Below are 16,042 nucleotides of genomic sequence, written 5' to 3'. Positions count from 1 at the left end.
AGGAAGGAACGGGTGAGTGAAATTATTGAGATCGATGACACGCTGCAGCTACGGGCGGTTGAAGAATGTCACGTTACCGGGCTGTATCAACTGGTATGTAAAAACAAGGCATGGCTAATGCAGTTCTTTGACTGGCCGCAGTACGTCAATACGGTAGAGGATACGCGCAAAACGGTGCAGGGTAATATGATGCTGCATCAGCGGGACTACGCCAAAATGTTCCTCATTTTTGCCGGCGAGGAGATGCTGGGCGTGCTGTCGTTCAATCAGATTGAGCCGTTGAACAAAGCGGCCTATATCGGTTACTGGATAGACGAAACGCAGCAGGGGAAAGGGATCCTGTCGCGGGCGTTGCAGGCATTTATTCACCACTATGCCGGGCGCGGCGAAATCCGTCGCTTTGTGATCAAATGCCGGATAAAGAACCAGGCAAGCAATCAGGTTGCGCAGCGTAATGGCTTTGAACTGGAAGGCTGCCTGAAACAGGCGGAGTTTCTGAACGGGCACTATGACGATGTTAACCTGTATGCTCGCATCATTGATTCGACGCTACAGTGAGCCAATCAGCGGCGTGCGGGTGATATGCTGATCGCCGTTGAACACTTTCGGCCCGCGCAGGTGAATGGCGTCGTCTGTGGCGGCTTCCACGGTGGTATGTCCCCGGATATCAACGTGATTTTCAATCAGCACCTCACCAAGAATGCGCGCATCGCCTTCAATCAGGATATGATCGTCGAGTAAAATGGGACCGCCGCACAACACGGCGTTTCCGCCCACCAGAACGTGATGTTTAAGGACACAGTTACCTTCAATCCGCGCTTGTTCCGCCACCTGTGAACTGTAGCGTAGCGTGGGGATCGCATCGTCTCCCGTTCCGGCGATCACCTGCGCCCGTCCGTACACTTTCGCGCAATCGCAAATCCAGACGTCGTTTTCATCATTTCCTTTAATCAGCGCCTCATCAAAGACCTCTGCCCGATGCTCAATAAAGGCGTAACTGACGATGGCATCGCCATAAATTTGTGCCTGATGGACAATGCGTGAATGGCTGACCGTGGTGCGGTCATAGATTTGCAGGATCTGATCGCGCTCGACGGTCAGCCCGCGTGCCGCGATGATTTCCGATTGCTGCAAAATTCGCGCATCGCCAAAGAGGTGGCAATCGCCACGGACCGTGGATGACTGAATGGTGACGTTGTCACTTATTCTGGCGCCGTGACTGAGTTCAGCGCGGTCAATCCAGACATTATCGCTAATGTGAACGTTGTCGCGCAGAAGACAGGGTTGTGTGATACGCGCATTGCCCGAAATCGTACAGCCGGAAAAGGCCAGCGTATTTTCGTCGTAAATCCAGCAGTGTCCGGCGTGGTCCAGCACGCTTTCATCATCAATCCAGCCGCCGGCGTCACCGGCTTTCACATCATTAAAGTCAATGAGTGCAATAATCTGGCGTAGTAAAACGCTCATTTTATTGCCATTATCCTGGTAGCTGAACGCGCGCGGTTCGTCGCTGAGTCGGTATTTACGCATGAAGGCATTCCGTTTAGTGGCTTACTCTAACCGTAGCAAATTCTGCGGCACTGGCTAAAACGGATGAAATTCCATAAAATGCATTTCAAATATACTTTATAAAATAAACAAAATGAGTAACAGCAAGCATAGCGATCGTGTTCTGAACCTTCCCGCCGGTTACTTTGGCATGGTGCTGGGAACGATTGGAATGGGGTTTGCCTGGCGTTATGCCAGCCAAATCTGGCCTGTCAGCCACTGGTTTGGTGATGGTCTGGTGATTCTGGCGATGATGATATGGGGGCTGCTGACGCTGGCGTTTATCACGCGTCTGATTCGTTTCCCGCACAGCGTGATTGCTGAGATTCGCCATCCGGTGATGAGCAGTTTTGTCAGCCTGTTTCCGGCCACCACAATGCTGGTGGCGATGGGTTTTGTACCGTGGTGTCGTCCGCTGGCGATGGGGTTGTTCAGCGTCGGGGTGGTTATTCAACTGGTTTACGCCGCGTGGCAGACCGCCGGGCTGTGGCGCGGCTCGCATCCGCAAGAGGCGACGACGCCCGGACTGTATTTACCGACGGTCGCCAACAACTTTATCAGTGCGATGGCCTGCGGCGCGTTAGGCTATACCGATGCCGGACTGGTCTTTTTAGGCGCCGGCGTCTTTTCCTGGCTGAGCCTGGAACCGGTTATTCTGCAACGTCTGCGCAGTGCCGGGGAATTACCCACTGCCATGCGGACTTCGCTGGGGATCCAGCTTGCGCCTGCGCTGGTGGCCTGTAGCGCCTGGCTGAGCGTCAACGGCGGCGAGAGCGACACGCTGGCGAAAATGCTGTTTGGCTACGGCCTGCTGCAACTGCTGTTTATGCTCCGCCTGATGCCCTGGTATTTGTCGCAGCCGTTTAACGCCTCATTCTGGAGTTTCTCGTTCGGCGTGTCGGCGCTGGCGACCACCGGATTACATCTTGGTCACGCCAGCCCGTCGGGCTTTTTTCACACGCTGGCGCTGCCGCTATTCATCTTTACCAATGTTATCATTGCATTATTGCTGGTACGCACGTTCGCGCTGCTGATGCAGGGAAAACTGCTCATTCGCACAGAGCGCGCGGCATTACTGAAATCTGAGGATAAAAAATGACCCTTCGTGACGAAAATTACTTCACTGAAAAATACGACTTAACCCGCACCCACTCGGAAGTGCTGGAGGCGATGAAGGTCGTTAAACCGGGAAAAACGCTGGATTTGGGCTGTGGCAATGGGCGTAACAGTCTCTATCTGGCGGCGAAGGGCTTTGACGTGACCGCGTGGGATAAAAATCCGATGAGCATTGCCAACGTCGAGCGAATTAAGACGGCAGAAGGGCTGGACAATCTCCAGGCCAACGTGGTGGATCTCAACGCGCTAACGTTTGAGGGCGAATATGATTTTATTCTCTCCACCGTGGTGATGATGTTCCTCGAAGCCAAAACGATTCCGGGTTTAATCGAGAATATGCAGCGCTGCACTAAACCTGGCGGTTATAACCTGATTGTTGCCGCCATGGATACCGCTGATTTTCCGTGCACCGTGGGTTTCCCCTTTGCGTTTAAAGAAGGAGAACTTCGTCGTTATTACGAAGGCTGGGATTTACTGAAATATAATGAAGATGTTGGTGAATTGCATCGTACTGACGCCAACGGTAACCGAATTAAACTGCGCTTTGCCACGCTGCTGGCACGTAAAACAGCCTAAGTCGATGTTCCGCTAACCCCCTCTGCGCCCAGCATTTTTCTTAAAAATGGGCGCTCTGAAGAAATTGTGCTTTGGTTACCATTTTTAATCCAACGCAGATGATTTCCCTTTGCTACTATTTCAACTGCATATTTGCATATTCTAAGGGATCGTTTCATGCGTACTCATACTTTATTTAAAGTTGCAGTGCTTACTGGTTTACTGGCGTTATCTGGCTGTGCCTCAAAAGTGACGCAGCCTGATAAATACTCGGGTTTTTTAAAAGACTACTCAGGTCTTAAGGAAACAAAATCTGCTACGGGGCATCCGGTATTGCGTTGGGTTGATCCCAACTTTAGTGATACCAAATATGACAACATCGTCTGGAACCCAATAACCTATTATCCGGTCCCGAAACCTTCCACACAGGTTGGACAGAATGTGCTGGATCAGTTGTTAAACTACACCAACACAAAGATGAAGACCTCTATTGGTCAACGTAAACCGCTGGTGACCACGCCGGGACCGCGTAGCCTGATCTTCCGCGGGGCGATCACCGGGGTGGATACCAGCAAAGAAGGGCTGCAGTTCTATGAAGTGGTGCCTGTGGCGTTGGTGGTTGCCGGTACCCAAATGGCAACCGGTCACCGCACGATGGACACCCATCTCTACTTTGAAGGCGAGTTAATTGATGCGGCGACCAATAAGCCGGTGATTAAAGTCGTGCGTCAGGGTGAAGGCAAAGATCTGAATAACCAGAATACGCCGATGGCATTTGAGACGCTGAAACAAGTGGTTGATGACATGGCGACGGATGCCACCATGTTTGATGTAAACCAGAAATAATCGTGACGCGCCATCGTTTGATGGCGCGTTTCTTTATGCTGTCCGGCGGCGCAACAGCGCCGGTGGACGGGCAAACATCACCAGGTTTCCCACCAGAATCAGAATCAGTCCCGCTACCGCATTCACCTGCCAGCTATAACCTTCATAAACCGTAGAAAATGACAGCGCAACCAGCGGAAAGAGCAATGTGCTGTACGCGGCATTACTCGCGCCAATTCTTCCTACCAGCGTAAAGTAGGCACCGAAGGCGATGACCGATCCGAATACTGCCAGATACAGCAGGGCGCCGATGTAGCTGAAGGTCCATTGCGGAGTGAAGTTATCCCCGCGCAGAAGGGCAATCGTTGCAATCAGCAGCGTGCCGTACAGCATGGCCCAACTGTTAGTAGTCATCACTTCCAGACCTTTTTTCTGATGGCGCAGGCTGATCATATTTCCCAGAGAGAAACCAAATGTCCCCAGCGCGCTCAGACCAATCCCCAGCAGCAGCGATCCTCTAAATCCGCTGTTCATCAGATCCTGCCAGAAGAGGGTGACGATACCCGTCAGTCCCAGCGCGGCGGCGCAGTAAAACCGCAGCGGAGGTTTTTGCCCAAAGAAGAAGAAGCTATTCACCGCGTTAAACAGCACCGCCATGGAAAAGATAACTGATTCCAGTCCGGTATTGATCCAGGCGGCCGCCGTGTAAAAACACCAGAAGTTAAAGCAAAAAACGCAACTGCCTTGCAGCAGACAAAACAGATGGTCACGTAACGACAGCGTCCGTAACTTTCCACGAATCTGCATAATCAACATCATCAACGCCGTCGCCACCGCAAAACGCCAGAAAATCGAGACGGGTGCGGCAACCGGACCTTGCTGTAAATAAATGGCGATCCACGTGGTACCCCAGATCACCACGACCAGACAATATAATAGTGCGTTCATTATTTTCTCCCTTCATACCTAATAATTCACTGTCGCAGATTGCACGGGCGACGCGCTTTCATCGGCTTGCGGGATACTTGCAAAATCTTGCGCTTTTTTCCGTCGGACGGGTGGTAACCGCAATGACCTGCGATAGACTGAATGCCTGAATAACAGTGTTTATGTGGTGGTATGACCCGGTCCTACGATGCCTTTGAAAAGTTGAGTCAGCACAATGCCGTGTTACACGAGTCGGTCGAGCTGCGCTCGGGCGTTCAGTTAGCTGCATGGTCGAATAAGCGCGATACCATCACGCAGTATTGCGATCATCACACGCTCAGTCTGTATGTGGCAGATGGCTACGAGAGCTATCAAAAAACGGCCTCAGGCTGGAAAAATGGGGGCGGCCCGGACCGGTTTTGCCTGTTGCCAAAAGAGAGTGAATCTACCTGGGATATCCGCGACGACCTCTCGTTCGTGCATCTTTACTGCACTGACGCGCATTTGCGTGAAGTCGGGGAAAAAGTCTGGGATAAAAGCCCTTACCGTTTTACGCTGGATGAACGGACGTTTGGCAACGATCCAGGGATTACAGCGGTTTACCGCCAGTTTTTACTGGGCAACGACTGGCACCAGCCTGCGAATCACCTGACGCTCAGCGCCGCGTCGTCATTGCTGATGACCCATCTTATTCAGCACTACAGCAACGTGCAGTGGCGATTGCCGACGGTAACGGGTGGACTCGCGCCGGTGACGCTGCGTAATGTGCTGGCTTATATCGACGCCCATCTGGCAGAACCACTGACGCTTGCCGATCTGGCGCATGAAGCTGCGCTGAGCGAATTTCATTTCGCCAGAATGTTCCGCCAGTCGATGAAAATGGCACCGCATCAGTACGTGATGCAGCGCCGGATGGCAGTGGCAAAGCAACTGGTCTGTCACTCACAGCGTCCGTTAACGGAGATTGCGCTGGCCTGCGGATTCAGTTCGCCAAGTCACTTCAGTAACCGTTTCAAGCAGGTGACCGGGAAGACGCCATCGCAGCTACGCGCGTCGCGCCAGCCTTAAGACGGTGTAACAGATCCCGCCCGCGATCAGCCCCCAGAACGCCGAACCAATTCCGTACAGCGTCAGCCCGCTGGCGGTGACCAGAAACGTCACCACGGCGGCATCACGTTCGTTTTCATGACTCAACGCCTGATACAGGCTACCCGAAATCGTCCCCAGCAGTGCCAGTCCTGCCAGCATCTGGATACCGCTCGCTGGCAGCGCCGCCAACATCCCGGTAATGGAACTGCCGAAAACGCCGGCTAACAGGTAGAACACGCCAGCAGCAGCGGCGGCCAGCCAGCGTTTTGCTGCATCCGGATGGGCCTCCGGACTCTGGCAAATCGCCGCCGTGATAGCGGCAATGCAGATGGAATAAACGCCGAAAGGAGATAACAGCAGCGCCAGTAATCCGGTGACAATAATCAGGGGCGAGACGGGGACATCGTAACCTGCAGCTTTCATGGTCGCCACACCGGGCGCATTCTGCGACGCCATCGTCACCAGAAAGAGCGGTACGGCAATCCCCAGACTGTGGGCCAGCGAAAACTGAGGGGCAATAAACGTGGGCAACACCGGGGTCATCGCTAACGAAGAGGTGGCAATGTCACCTTCAAATAACGCAATGGCCGCACCCGCAATCAGCGCCGCAATCACCGCATAGCGCGGTGCAATACGCTTCAGAATCAACCACGCCAACAACATGCCGCCACAAAGCAGAAACTGATCATTGAGACTGGCAAATGCCTGCAGGCCAAAGCGGAGCAAAATCCCGGCCAGCATGGCTGCCGCCAGCGAATGGGGGATGACCTGCATCAGGCGGGCGAATAATCCGGTCACGCCGCACAACACGATCAGCGCGTTGGCGATGATGAACACGCCAATCGCCTCCGGCAGCGTCAGTCCCTGGAGTCCAGTCACCAACAGCGCCGCACCGGGTGTTGACCATGCCGTCAATACAGGCGCACGATACCAGAGCGTCAGGATCAACGTACTGCTCCCCATCGCGAGGCCCAGAGCGCTCATCCAGCCGGCAATTTGCGCGGAACTGGCATCCGCCGCCACGGCGGCCTGCCAGATGATGGCCGCTGAACTGGCATAGCCGACCAGTACGGCGACAAAGCCAGAAAGCAGCGTGGGTAAGGGGAGGGAAAATGAACGCATAGGCATTCCTTGTGCGTTATAACGGTCATTTAATCTAGCATCTGGGCGTTATAACGTACAAGTGGTAAGCTGATGTTTTGGGAGGATATCAATGGACAACCTGACACACTATCTGGCGAACACCTTGAAAACATTGCGCAAACAGCGTGAGTGGAGTTTATCGCGCCTGGCCGAGGCCACCGGTGTGTCAAAAGCGATGCTCGGGCAAATTGAGCGCAACGAGTCCAGTCCCACGGTGGCGACGTTATGGAAGATTGCCACCGGGCTGAATGTCCCGTTCTCTACTTTTATTTCGCCGCCGGAATCTGAGCCGTTGCCGACATTTGATCCGCAAGAGCAGGCGATGGTCGTGACGCCGTTGTTCCCGTGGGATCCGGTGCTGTGTTTTGATCACTTTTCAATTTTGCTGGCACCCGGTGCGCTCAGCGAATCCACGCCGCACGAAGCGGGCGTGATTGAACATGTGGTGGTAATCGCAGGCGATCTGGAGATGTGCATTGACCAGCAATGGCGCGTCATCAGGGCCGGAGAAGGCATTCGTTTTGCCGGCGATAGCGCCCATGCTTATCGCAACAGCAGCGAACAGACCGTGCACTTTCATTCGCTCATCCATTACCCGCGCAGTTAAGCGGGAAAACTATTTCGCAAAGCGGCGCTTCTGACTACAATAGCCGCCATTTTGCTGCTACTGGATAAAAACAACGCTATGCGCCCGTCTCCACATCGCCTTGAATTGTTAAGCCCGGCACGTGATACCGCCATCGCCCGCGAAGCCATTTTACATGGTGCGGACGCCGTCTATATCGGTGGCCCCGGTTTTGGGGCGCGTCATAATGCCAGCAATAGCCTGCAAGATATCGCGGAGCTGGTGCCGTTCGCCCATCGCTATGGCGCAAAAATCTTTGTCACGCTGAACACGATCCTTCACGACGATGAACTGGAACCCGCACAGCGACTGATTACCGATCTCTACCAGACCGGCGTGGATGCGTTGATTGTGCAGGACATGGGGATTCTGGAACTCGACATTCCGTCGATCGAACTGCATGCCAGTACCCAATGCGATATTCGCAGCGTGGAGAAAGCCAAATTTCTCGCTGACGTGGGGTTCACGCAGATCGTGCTGGCGCGTGAACTGAGCCTTGAGCAGATTCAGGCCATTCATCAGGCGACCGATGCCACCATCGAATTTTTTGTCCACGGGGCGCTGTGCGTGGCGTATTCCGGGCAATGTTATATCTCGCATGCGCAAACGGGGCGTAGCGCCAACCGTGGCGACTGCTCGCAGGCGTGCCGTCTGCCATATACCCTGAAGGACGATCAGGGGCGGGTGGTGTCGTATGAAAAACACCTGCTGTCGATGAAAGATAACGATCAGACCGCTAACCTTGGCGCGCTGATCGACGCCGGTGTGCGTTCCTTCAAGATTGAAGGGCGTTACAAAGACATGAGCTACGTGAAGAACATTACCGCGCACTATCGGCAGATGCTGGATGCCATCATTGAGGATCGCGGTGACCTGGCGCGGGCTTCCGCCGGACGCACGGAACATTTCTTTACCCCATCAACGGACAAAACCTTTCATCGCGGCAGCACCGACTACTTTGTGAATGCGCGCAAAGGGGATATCGGCGCTTTTGATTCGCCAAAGTTTATCGGCCTGCCGGTGGGTGAAGTGCTGAACGTAGCGAAAGATCACCTCGACGTTGATGTCAGCGAGCCGCTGGCGAACGGCGATGGCCTTAATGTCCTGATCAAACGTGATGTTGTCGGCTTTCGTGCCAATACGGTGGAAAAAACCGGACAAAATCGCTATCGCGTCTGGCCGAACGAAATGCCTGCCGAACTGCATAAATTGCGTCCACACCATCCGCTGAACCGCAATCTTGACCATAACTGGCAGCAGGCGTTAACCAAAACCTCGAGCGAGCGTCGGGTGGCGGTGGATATTGAGTTGGGCGGCTGGCAGGAACAACTGATCCTGACGCTGACCAGCGAAGAGGGCGTCAGTATCACCCATACGCTTGATGGACAGTTTGATGAGGCCAACAACGCGGAAAAAGCGCTGAACGGACTGAAGGACGGACTGGCAAAACTGGGGCAGACAATCTATTACGCCCGCGATATCGCAGTGAATTTGCCCGGCGCGCTGTTTGTGCCGAACAGCCTGCTTAATGCGTTCCGCCGGGAAGCGGTAGAGATGCTGGATGCCGCGCGCCTTGCGAGCTACCAGCGCGGCGTTCGCAAGCCGGTGTCCGAGCCTGCGCCGGTTTATCCGCAATCACACCTGAGTTTTCTGGCCAACGTATACAACCATAAGGCGCGGGCGTTTTACCATCGTTATGGCGTGCAGTTGATTGATGCGGCCTATGAAGCGCATGAAGAAAAGGGCGAGGTGCCGGTGATGATCACCAAACACTGCCTGCGCTTTGCCTTTAATCTGTGTCCGAAGCAGGCGAAAGGCAATATCAAAAGCTGGAAGGCGACGCCGATGCAACTGGTGAACGGCGATGAGGTGCTAACGCTTAAATTTGACTGCCGTCCGTGCGAAATGCATGTGATTGGTAAAATCAAAAATCACATTCTGAAGATGCCGCTGCCTGGCAGCGTGGTGGCTTCCGTCAGCCCGGAAGAGCTGATGAAAACGCTGCCGAAGCGTAAAGGCTAACAAAGCTGCCGGATACGCATAGCGCTATCCGGCGCCCCATTAATGTGATTTAAATCCTGCCGCCGTCATGATCAGGCGAAAGAACATCCCTACGGCGGCCAGTGCCAGCACGCTGCCGCCCCACAAAATGACCAGCCACATCAGGCGTTTCCAGACAGAGTGTTGCATCAGTGATACCCCTCGCCATGTTGAACTTTGCCGCGAAACACGTAATAACTCCAGAAGGTGTAAACCAGAATAACAGGGATGATCAGTAACGCGCCGACCAGCATGAAACCCTGACTCTGCGCGGGTGCGGCTGCCTGCCAGAGCGTAATGGATGGCGGAATGATATGCGGCCAGATGCTGATCCCGAGTCCGCTAAAGCCGAGGAAAATCAGCCCGAGAGTCAACACAAAGGGCAGCGCGTGGCGGTGCGGTTGATGAAGCGTTCGCCATAGCCAGATGCTAATCACCGCAACCAGTAGCGGAACCGGCAGCAGGAACCACAGATTCGGCAGGCTAAACCAGCGTTCCGCTATCACCGGGTGTGCCAGCGGCGTCCACAGGCTGATCATCGCAATCACCAGCAGCATCAACAGCAGTAACTTTTTCGCCACGGCTCGCATTTTATCCTGCAACGGATTTTCACTTTTCATTACCAGCCAGGTGGCGCCCAACAGGGCGTAAGTGACCACCAGTCCCGCGCCGCAGAACAGGGTGAAAGGGGTGAGCCAGTCAAACGGCCCGCCGCTGAAACGACGCCCGGTGACGGCAAAACCATTGATCACCGCACCCACCACCACGCCCTGAGTGAACGTCGCGAGAATCGAACCGCAGAGAAAAGCTTTATCCCAGAACGGGCGATGCGCTGGCGTGGCTTTGAAGCGAAATTCAAAGGCGACACCGCGAAAAATCAGCCCGATAAGCATCAGCGTCAGCGGGATCGTCAGGGCGTCAATAATCACCGCATAGGCCAGCGGAAACGCGCCAAATAATCCCGCTCCGCCGAGGACCAGCCAGGTTTCATTACCGTCCCAGACCGGAGCGACGCTGTTAACCATCACATCGCGATCGTCAGCGTCGCGAATGGCAGGAAACAAAATGCCAATACCCAAATCGAATCCATCCATCACGATGTACATCAGCGTAGCGAAAACGATGATAACGAACCAGATTACCGATAAATCAATACCCATTAGCGGTGTGCCTCATGTTGAGAATCGAGGACGGCAGCAGACAGTGGTCTGGCAGGCGTGCCGGTAGGCGGCGTCGGGGAAATCGTGTCCAGCGGTCCTTTGCGGATGAGGCGGATCATGTAACTGTAGCCCACGCCGAAGACGGCGCTATAGACCACAAAGAACGCCAGCAGAGAAATACTCATGTGCAGGTCGCCGTGAGCGGAGACCGCATCCGCCGTGCGTTGCAACCCGTAGACGACCCACGGCTGGCGGCCCACTTCCGTCGTGACCCAGCCGGCCAGAATGGCTATCAATCCTGACGGTCCCATCCATAAGGCGAAGCGCAGAAACGGTCGCGAGGTATAAAGACGCTGCCGGTAGCGTAGCCACAGCGCGCAAATGCCGAGCAGGATCATGAGCATACCCAGCCCCGCCATGATGCGAAACGACCAGAAGACCATCGTCGAATTGGGGCGATCCTCTTTCGCAAACTCTTTAAGCGCCGGGACCTGTTTATCCAGGCTGTGAGTCAGGATCAGGCTACCCAGCGCCGGGATCGCCAGACCATAGCGGGTTCGTTCCTGTTCCATATCCGGCCAGCCGAACAGCAGCAGCGGCGTCGGTTCCCCTGGCGGATTTTCCCAGTGGCCTTCAATGGCGGCAATTTTGGCTGGCTGGTGTTTGAGGGTATTCAGACCGTGCATGTCGCCAATGAGCGCCTGTAACGGTGCGACAATCAGCGTCATCCACAGTGCCATCGAAAACATGGCGCGAATAGCGGGCGTCGCGTTGCCACGCAGTAAATGCCAGGCCGCAGAGGCTCCAATAAATAACGCGCTACTGAGAAACGCCGCCACCGACATATGCAATAAGCGATAAGGGAACGACGGGTTGAAAATGACGGCGAACCAATCCACCGGCACGACCTGGCCGTTGACAATCTCATAGCCCTGCGGCGTCTGCATCCAGCTGTTGGAGGCGAGGATCCAGAAGGTGGAAATAATCGTGCCCAGAGCGACCATACAGGTGGAGAAAAAGTGTAATCCGGGGCCAACCTTGTTCCAGCCAAACAGCATCACACCGAGGAACCCGGCTTCGAGGAAGAAGGCGGTGAGCACCTCATAGGTCAGTAATGGCCCAGTGATACTGCCAGCGAACTCGGAAAACCCGCTCCAGTTGGTGCCAAACTGATAGGCCATCACCAGGCCAGACACCACGCCCATGCCAAAGTTAACGGCGAAAATTTTTGACCAGAACTGATATAGCGAGCGCCAGACAGGATTTTTGCTTTTCAGCCAAAGACCTTCCAGCACCGCAAGATAGCTGGCAAGACCAATAGTGATCGCCGGAAAAATAATGTGGAAGGAAACCGTAAAGGCGAACTGGATCCTTGCCAGATGAAACGCATCAAGACCAGACATGCATTGCTCCGCACTAAAAATTGATTCAGCGCAATTCTAGGCCGGTAAGGGTTTCAGTGGCAGAAACAGAACGGTTCTATTTAACCATAACAGTTGCGTGAATGTTACAAATTGCATCTGTTGATATAAATTCTGGAATCTGCCTTCCCGAATTGATATGAGCGGCTCTACACGACGGGCATTTTTCTGTATTTCCCTTTTATCAGGCGAGAAAAGTAAGCATAAATGTTTACTTTCCCGTTCGTCTCGTTCCTGCGCCAGAAGGTGGCTATGTGGTTTCGTTTCCGGATATTCCGGAAGCGCTCACTCAGGGTGAGACCCGCCAGCAATCCCTTGATACCGCTCTGGAAGCGTTAGTCACCGCTTTTGAATTCTATTTCGAAGATAGCCAGTCGGTCCCGTTACCTTCGCCGGTGAAGGAAGGTGACGACTTTGTTGAGGTCCCGCTCAGCGTCGCGTCAAAAGTCCTTTTGCTCAACGCTTTCCTGGCGTCAAAAATCAGCCAGCAGGAGCTGGCGAAACGCATTGGCAGACCGAAACAGGAAATTACCCGCCTGTTCGACTTACGACACGCAACAAAAATTGATGCGGTGCAGACGGCGGCGCGCGCGCTCGGCAAAGAACTGTCGCTTACGCTGTCGTAAACCATAACAGTTCTTAGGATGTTGAGTATTTAATTCACTGATATACACTGCAAGGATCACCTGCCACGGATCCACGAGTGAATAACAATGAAAAAGTACCAGCGTCTGGCTGAACAACTCTGCGAACAGATTGCCTCTGGCGTCTGGCAACCTGGCGATCGCCTGCCGTCGCTGCGTGAACAGGTGGTCAGCAGCGGGATGAGCTTTATGACCGTCGGGCATGCCTATCAACTGCTGGAAAGTCAGGGGCGGATCATTGCGCGCCCGCAGTCTGGCTATTATGTCGCGCCGCGCCCGGTTCACCAGCCAACGGTGCAACCGGCCCAGGTGATGCGCGACGAAGCGGTGGATATCAACACTTATATTTTCGAGATGCTACAGGCCAGCCGGGATGCGTCGGTGATGCCGTTTGCTTCTGCATTTCCCGATCCGCGTTTATTTCCCCTCCAGCAACTGAACCGTTCTCTGGCACAGGTGAGCAGAACCGCAACCGCGATGAGCGTAATTGAGAATCTGCCGCCGGGTAACGCGGAACTACGCCACGCCATTGCCCGTCGCTACGCCTTACAGGGCATTACCGTCTCGCCGGATGAAATCGTCATCACCGCCGGGGCGCTGGAGGCGCTCAACCTGAGCCTGCAAGCGGTGACTAAACCCGGTGACTGGGTGATTGTCGAAAACCCCTGTTTTTATGGCGCGTTACAGGCGCTGGAACGACTGCGTCTTAAAGCGCTGTCGGTTGCCACTGACGTGAAGGAGGGGATCGATCTCGCGGCGCTGGAGCAGGCGTTGCAGGCGTATCCGGTTAAAGCATGCTGGCTGATGACCAACAGCCAGAACCCGCTTGGCTTTACTCTCAGTCCGGAGAAAAAAGCGCGTCTGGTTGAGATACTCGATCGTCATAATGTGATGTTGATTGAAGATGACGTTTACAGCGAACTCTATTTTGGCCGGGAGAAACCGCTACCGGCCAAAGCGTGGGATCGGGCCGACAAGGTGCTGCATTGTTCGTCATTCTCCAAGTGTCTGGTACCGGGTTTTCGCATCGGTTGGGTCGCCGCAGGCAAACACGCCCGCCAAATCCAGCGTTTACAACTGATGAGCACACTTTCCACCAGTTCGCCGATGCAACTGGCGCTGGTCGATTATCTCTCAACGCGCCGTTATGACGCCCATTTGCGCCGCCTGCGTCGTCAACTGGCTGAACGTAAACAGCAGGCCTGGCAAACGCTGCTGCGCCATCTCCCTGCCGAAGTGAAAATACATCACAACAACAGCGGCTATTTTCTCTGGCTGGAACTGCCGGAATCACAGGATGCGGGCGAACTGACCGCACAGGCGTTGGCCCACCACATCAGCATCGCGCCGGGAAAAATGTTCTCGACCTCAGACACCTGGAAACGCTTTTTCCGCTTCAATACCGCATGGGGTTGGGGGGAACGTGAAGAAGCCGCGGTAAAACAACTGGGGCAACTCATTCGCGCGCAGATGAAATAAAACGTGCGCGCGATTCAATATAAAAGAATGGCGCGTTCTTATTTAGAAAATATCAGCAAAAACCGTACGACGTTATTTCCCGTAGACCATCATAGGAAATATCAATAGCTTTTGTTTTTCCTCCTCGTCAGCTAACCCCTTGTCTATACTCCAGAAGATAGCCACACAACGCCGCAGTCCGGGGCGTAATGCGCGTTATGTCACAACCTGATTAAATTTCCTCATGCCGGGAGGTGCGCTGACGGCGCGCCGACTATTTTTAGGAAAGGACATATATTTACGGCAAGGCTGCCGCTCAATATTTTGCGACAGGAGTAAGATCTTATGAGCAAGAAATTTGCCCGCAGCAGCCTGTGCGCGCTCAGTATGACGCTGATGACCGCGCACTCCGCCGAACCCCCCACCACGTTAGGTCAGACTGAAGGTCGCCTGGATATTATCGCCTGGCCGGGTTATATCGAACGCGGTCAGACCGATAAACAGTACGACTGGGTAACACAATTCGAAAAAGAGACCGGCTGTGCGGTTAACGTCAAAACGGCGGCGACATCGGATGAGATGGTCAGCCTGATGGCGAAAGGGGGCTACGATCTGGTCACGGCCTCAGGTGATGCTTCGCTGCGTCTGATCATGGGGAAACGCGTGCAGCCAATCAATACGGCGCTCATCCCGAACTGGAAAAACGTCGATCCTCGCGTGGTCAAAGGCGACTGGTTTAACGTGGCGGGCAAAGTCTACGGTACGCCGTATCAGTGGGGGCCGAACCTGCTGATGTACAACACTCAAACCTTCCCGACGCCACCAGATAGCTGGAGTGTGGTATTCGTCGAACAAAACCTTCCGGACGGAAAAACCAACAAAGGCCGCGTTCAGGCCTATGACGGACCGATTTACATTGCCGATGCGGCGCTGTTCGTGAAAGCCACCCAGCCACAACTGGGGATCTCGGACCCGTATCAACTCACCGAAGAACAATACCAGGCGGTGCTGAAAGTGCTGCGCGCACAACAACCGTTGATTCATCGCTACTGGCACGACACCACGGTGCAAATGAGCGATTTCAAAAATGAGGGCGTCGTGGCCTCGAGCGCCTGGCCGTATCAGGCGAACGCGCTGAAAGGTGAAGGACAACACATTGGCACAGTGTTCCCGAAAGAGGGCGTCACCGGTTGGGCTGATACCACCATGTTGCACAGTGAAGCCAAACACCCGGTTTGCGCCTATAAGTGGATGAACTGGTCGCTGACGCCAAAAGTTCAGGGTGATATAGCCGCCTGGTTTGGATCGCTGCCGGTGGTCACCGAAGGCTGTAAAGCCAGCACGTTGCTGGGCGATAAAGGCTGCGAAACCAATGGTTACCGCTATTTTGACAAAATCGCCTTCTGGAAAACGCCTGTTGCTGAAGGCGGTAAATTCGTGCCGTACAGTCGCTGGACGCAGGATTACATCGCCATCATGGGCGGTCGTTAA

Annotated in this window: 16 protein-coding genes; 10 read left to right on the top strand and 6 right to left on the bottom strand. The window is 54.3% G+C overall.

Features of this window, described 5'->3' with window-relative positions:
• The first annotated feature begins 12 nt into the window (after positions 1-12).
• Positions 13-558: a 50S ribosomal protein L7/L12-serine acetyltransferase gene (gene rimL, locus KI228_RS11225; RefSeq protein ID WP_044257864.1), complete on the top strand. Its 546-nt coding sequence runs from the start codon at positions 13-15 to the stop codon at positions 556-558.
• Here the strand turns inward: rimL and ydcK are convergent.
• Positions 550-1,530, bottom strand: a complete 981-nt coding sequence (ydcK, locus tag KI228_RS11220) for a YdcK family protein (RefSeq protein WP_061070090.1) — start codon at positions 1,528-1,530, stop codon at positions 550-552. The genes rimL and ydcK overlap by 9 nt on opposite strands.
• A gap of 112 nt (positions 1,531-1,642) precedes the next feature.
• Here ydcK and tehA point away from each other — a divergent pair, with 112 nt between their 5' ends.
• From tehA to KI228_RS11205, 3 genes are all read left to right on the top strand, one after another.
• Positions 1,643-2,647: a dicarboxylate transporter/tellurite-resistance protein TehA gene (tehA, locus tag KI228_RS11215; protein WP_044257870.1), complete on the top strand. Its 1,005-nt coding sequence runs from the start codon at positions 1,643-1,645 to the stop codon at positions 2,645-2,647.
• On the top strand, positions 2,644-3,240 hold the full coding sequence (gene tehB / locus KI228_RS11210) for a tellurite resistance methyltransferase TehB (protein WP_061070092.1): 597 nt from the start codon (positions 2,644-2,646) through the stop codon (positions 3,238-3,240). Before tehA ends, tehB begins: the two co-directional genes overlap by 4 nt.
• A gap of 156 nt (positions 3,241-3,396) precedes the next feature.
• Positions 3,397-4,065, top strand: a complete 669-nt coding sequence (locus tag KI228_RS11205; RefSeq protein ID WP_043000637.1) for a DUF3313 domain-containing protein — start codon at positions 3,397-3,399, stop codon at positions 4,063-4,065.
• 33 nt (positions 4,066-4,098) lie between these two features.
• Here the strand turns inward: KI228_RS11205 and KI228_RS11200 are convergent, their stop codons facing one another.
• Positions 4,099-4,992 (bottom strand): DMT family transporter, encoded by an 894-nt coding sequence (locus tag KI228_RS11200; protein WP_061070093.1) that lies wholly within the window; start codon positions 4,990-4,992, stop codon positions 4,099-4,101.
• Between the two features lie 171 nt (positions 4,993-5,163).
• Here KI228_RS11200 and KI228_RS11195 point away from each other — a divergent pair, with 171 nt between their 5' ends.
• Positions 5,164-6,039 (top strand): helix-turn-helix domain-containing protein, encoded by an 876-nt coding sequence (locus KI228_RS11195; RefSeq protein WP_043000639.1) that lies wholly within the window; start codon positions 5,164-5,166, stop codon positions 6,037-6,039.
• Here the strand turns inward: KI228_RS11195 and KI228_RS11190 are convergent.
• Positions 6,016-7,182 carry a benzoate/H(+) symporter BenE family transporter gene (locus KI228_RS11190; RefSeq protein ID WP_061070094.1) on the bottom strand — a complete coding sequence of 389 codons (1,167 nt, stop codon included), beginning with the start codon at positions 7,180-7,182 and terminating at the stop codon, positions 6,016-6,018. The genes KI228_RS11195 and KI228_RS11190 overlap by 24 nt on opposite strands.
• A 91-nt stretch (positions 7,183-7,273) precedes the next feature.
• On the opposite strand from KI228_RS11190, the gene KI228_RS11185 reads away from it, so the two are divergent.
• Both KI228_RS11185 and KI228_RS11180 read left to right on the top strand, forming a co-directional pair.
• Positions 7,274-7,810 carry a helix-turn-helix domain-containing protein gene (locus KI228_RS11185; RefSeq protein WP_043000641.1) on the top strand — a complete coding sequence of 179 codons (537 nt, stop codon included), beginning with the start codon at positions 7,274-7,276 and terminating at the stop codon, positions 7,808-7,810.
• A 78-nt stretch (positions 7,811-7,888) separates the two neighbouring features.
• Positions 7,889-9,850 (top strand): peptidase U32 family protein, encoded by a 1,962-nt coding sequence (locus KI228_RS11180; protein ID WP_141227530.1) that lies wholly within the window; start codon positions 7,889-7,891, stop codon positions 9,848-9,850.
• A 39-nt stretch (positions 9,851-9,889) separates the two neighbouring features.
• Here KI228_RS11180 and KI228_RS11175 read toward each other — a convergent pair whose 3' ends face one another.
• From KI228_RS11175 to KI228_RS11165, 3 genes are read right to left on the bottom strand one after another with little or no spacing between them, the layout of a single operon-like run.
• Positions 9,890-10,018, bottom strand: coding sequence for a DUF2474 domain-containing protein (locus KI228_RS11175; RefSeq protein ID WP_071888398.1), 129 nt, complete (start codon positions 10,016-10,018; stop codon positions 9,890-9,892).
• Entirely contained in the window at positions 10,018-11,028 is a 1,011-nt protein-coding gene (gene cydB, locus KI228_RS11170; protein ID WP_043000643.1) for a cytochrome d ubiquinol oxidase subunit II, read from the bottom strand. Before cydB ends, KI228_RS11175 begins: the two co-directional genes overlap by 1 nt.
• Positions 11,028-12,431, bottom strand: coding sequence for a cytochrome ubiquinol oxidase subunit I (locus KI228_RS11165; protein WP_044327425.1), 1,404 nt, complete (start codon positions 12,429-12,431; stop codon positions 11,028-11,030). Before KI228_RS11165 ends, cydB begins: the two co-directional genes overlap by 1 nt.
• Before the next feature lie 221 nt (positions 12,432-12,652).
• On the opposite strand from KI228_RS11165, the gene KI228_RS11160 reads away from it, so the two are divergent.
• From KI228_RS11160 to ydcS, 3 genes are all read left to right on the top strand, one after another.
• Complete coding sequence (locus tag KI228_RS11160; protein WP_044257883.1) at positions 12,653-13,075, top strand: type II toxin-antitoxin system HicB family antitoxin; 423 nt, start codon at positions 12,653-12,655, stop codon at positions 13,073-13,075.
• 87 nt (positions 13,076-13,162) lie between these two features.
• The gene (locus tag KI228_RS11155) at positions 13,163-14,572 is read left to right on the top strand and encodes an aminotransferase-like domain-containing protein (protein WP_044267092.1); all 1,410 of its coding nucleotides are present in this window, start codon (positions 13,163-13,165) and stop codon (positions 14,570-14,572) included.
• A 324-nt stretch (positions 14,573-14,896) separates the two neighbouring features.
• Positions 14,897-16,042, top strand: a complete 1,146-nt coding sequence (gene ydcS, locus KI228_RS11150; RefSeq protein WP_061070096.1) for a putative ABC transporter substrate-binding protein YdcS — start codon at positions 14,897-14,899, stop codon at positions 16,040-16,042.

This window comes from Citrobacter amalonaticus, assembly GCF_018323885.1.
GTDB lineage: Bacteria > Pseudomonadota > Gammaproteobacteria > Enterobacterales > Enterobacteriaceae > Citrobacter_A > Citrobacter_A amalonaticus.
This window is presented reverse-complemented; position numbering and strand designations above follow the sequence as displayed.

Excerpts from the sequence above, each read along its gene's own strand:
- ydcK (WP_061070090.1), bottom strand. The coding sequence starts at position 1,530 with ATGCGTAAATACCGACTCAGCGACGAACCGCGCGCGTTCAGCTACCAG.
- tehA (WP_044257870.1), top strand. The coding sequence starts at position 1,643 with ATGAGTAACAGCAAGCATAGCGATCGTGTTCTGAACCTTCCCGCCGGT.
- tehB (WP_061070092.1), top strand. The coding sequence starts at position 2,644 with ATGACCCTTCGTGACGAAAATTACTTCACTGAAAAATACGACTTAACC.
- KI228_RS11205 (WP_043000637.1), top strand. The coding sequence starts at position 3,397 with ATGCGTACTCATACTTTATTTAAAGTTGCAGTGCTTACTGGTTTACTG.
- KI228_RS11200 (WP_061070093.1), bottom strand. The coding sequence starts at position 4,992 with ATGAACGCACTATTATATTGTCTGGTCGTGGTGATCTGGGGTACCACG.
- KI228_RS11195 (WP_043000639.1), top strand. The coding sequence starts at position 5,164 with ATGACCCGGTCCTACGATGCCTTTGAAAAGTTGAGTCAGCACAATGCC.
- KI228_RS11190 (WP_061070094.1), bottom strand. The coding sequence starts at position 7,182 with ATGCGTTCATTTTCCCTCCCCTTACCCACGCTGCTTTCTGGCTTTGTC.
- KI228_RS11185 (WP_043000641.1), top strand. The coding sequence starts at position 7,274 with ATGGACAACCTGACACACTATCTGGCGAACACCTTGAAAACATTGCGC.
- KI228_RS11180 (WP_141227530.1), top strand. The coding sequence starts at position 7,889 with ATGCGCCCGTCTCCACATCGCCTTGAATTGTTAAGCCCGGCACGTGAT.
- KI228_RS11175 (WP_071888398.1), bottom strand. The coding sequence starts at position 10,018 with ATGCAACACTCTGTCTGGAAACGCCTGATGTGGCTGGTCATTTTGTGG.
- cydB (WP_043000643.1), bottom strand. The coding sequence starts at position 11,028 with ATGGGTATTGATTTATCGGTAATCTGGTTCGTTATCATCGTTTTCGCT.
- KI228_RS11165 (WP_044327425.1), bottom strand. The coding sequence starts at position 12,431 with ATGTCTGGTCTTGATGCGTTTCATCTGGCAAGGATCCAGTTCGCCTTT.
- KI228_RS11155 (WP_044267092.1), top strand. The coding sequence starts at position 13,163 with ATGAAAAAGTACCAGCGTCTGGCTGAACAACTCTGCGAACAGATTGCC.
- ydcS (WP_061070096.1), top strand. The coding sequence starts at position 14,897 with ATGAGCAAGAAATTTGCCCGCAGCAGCCTGTGCGCGCTCAGTATGACG.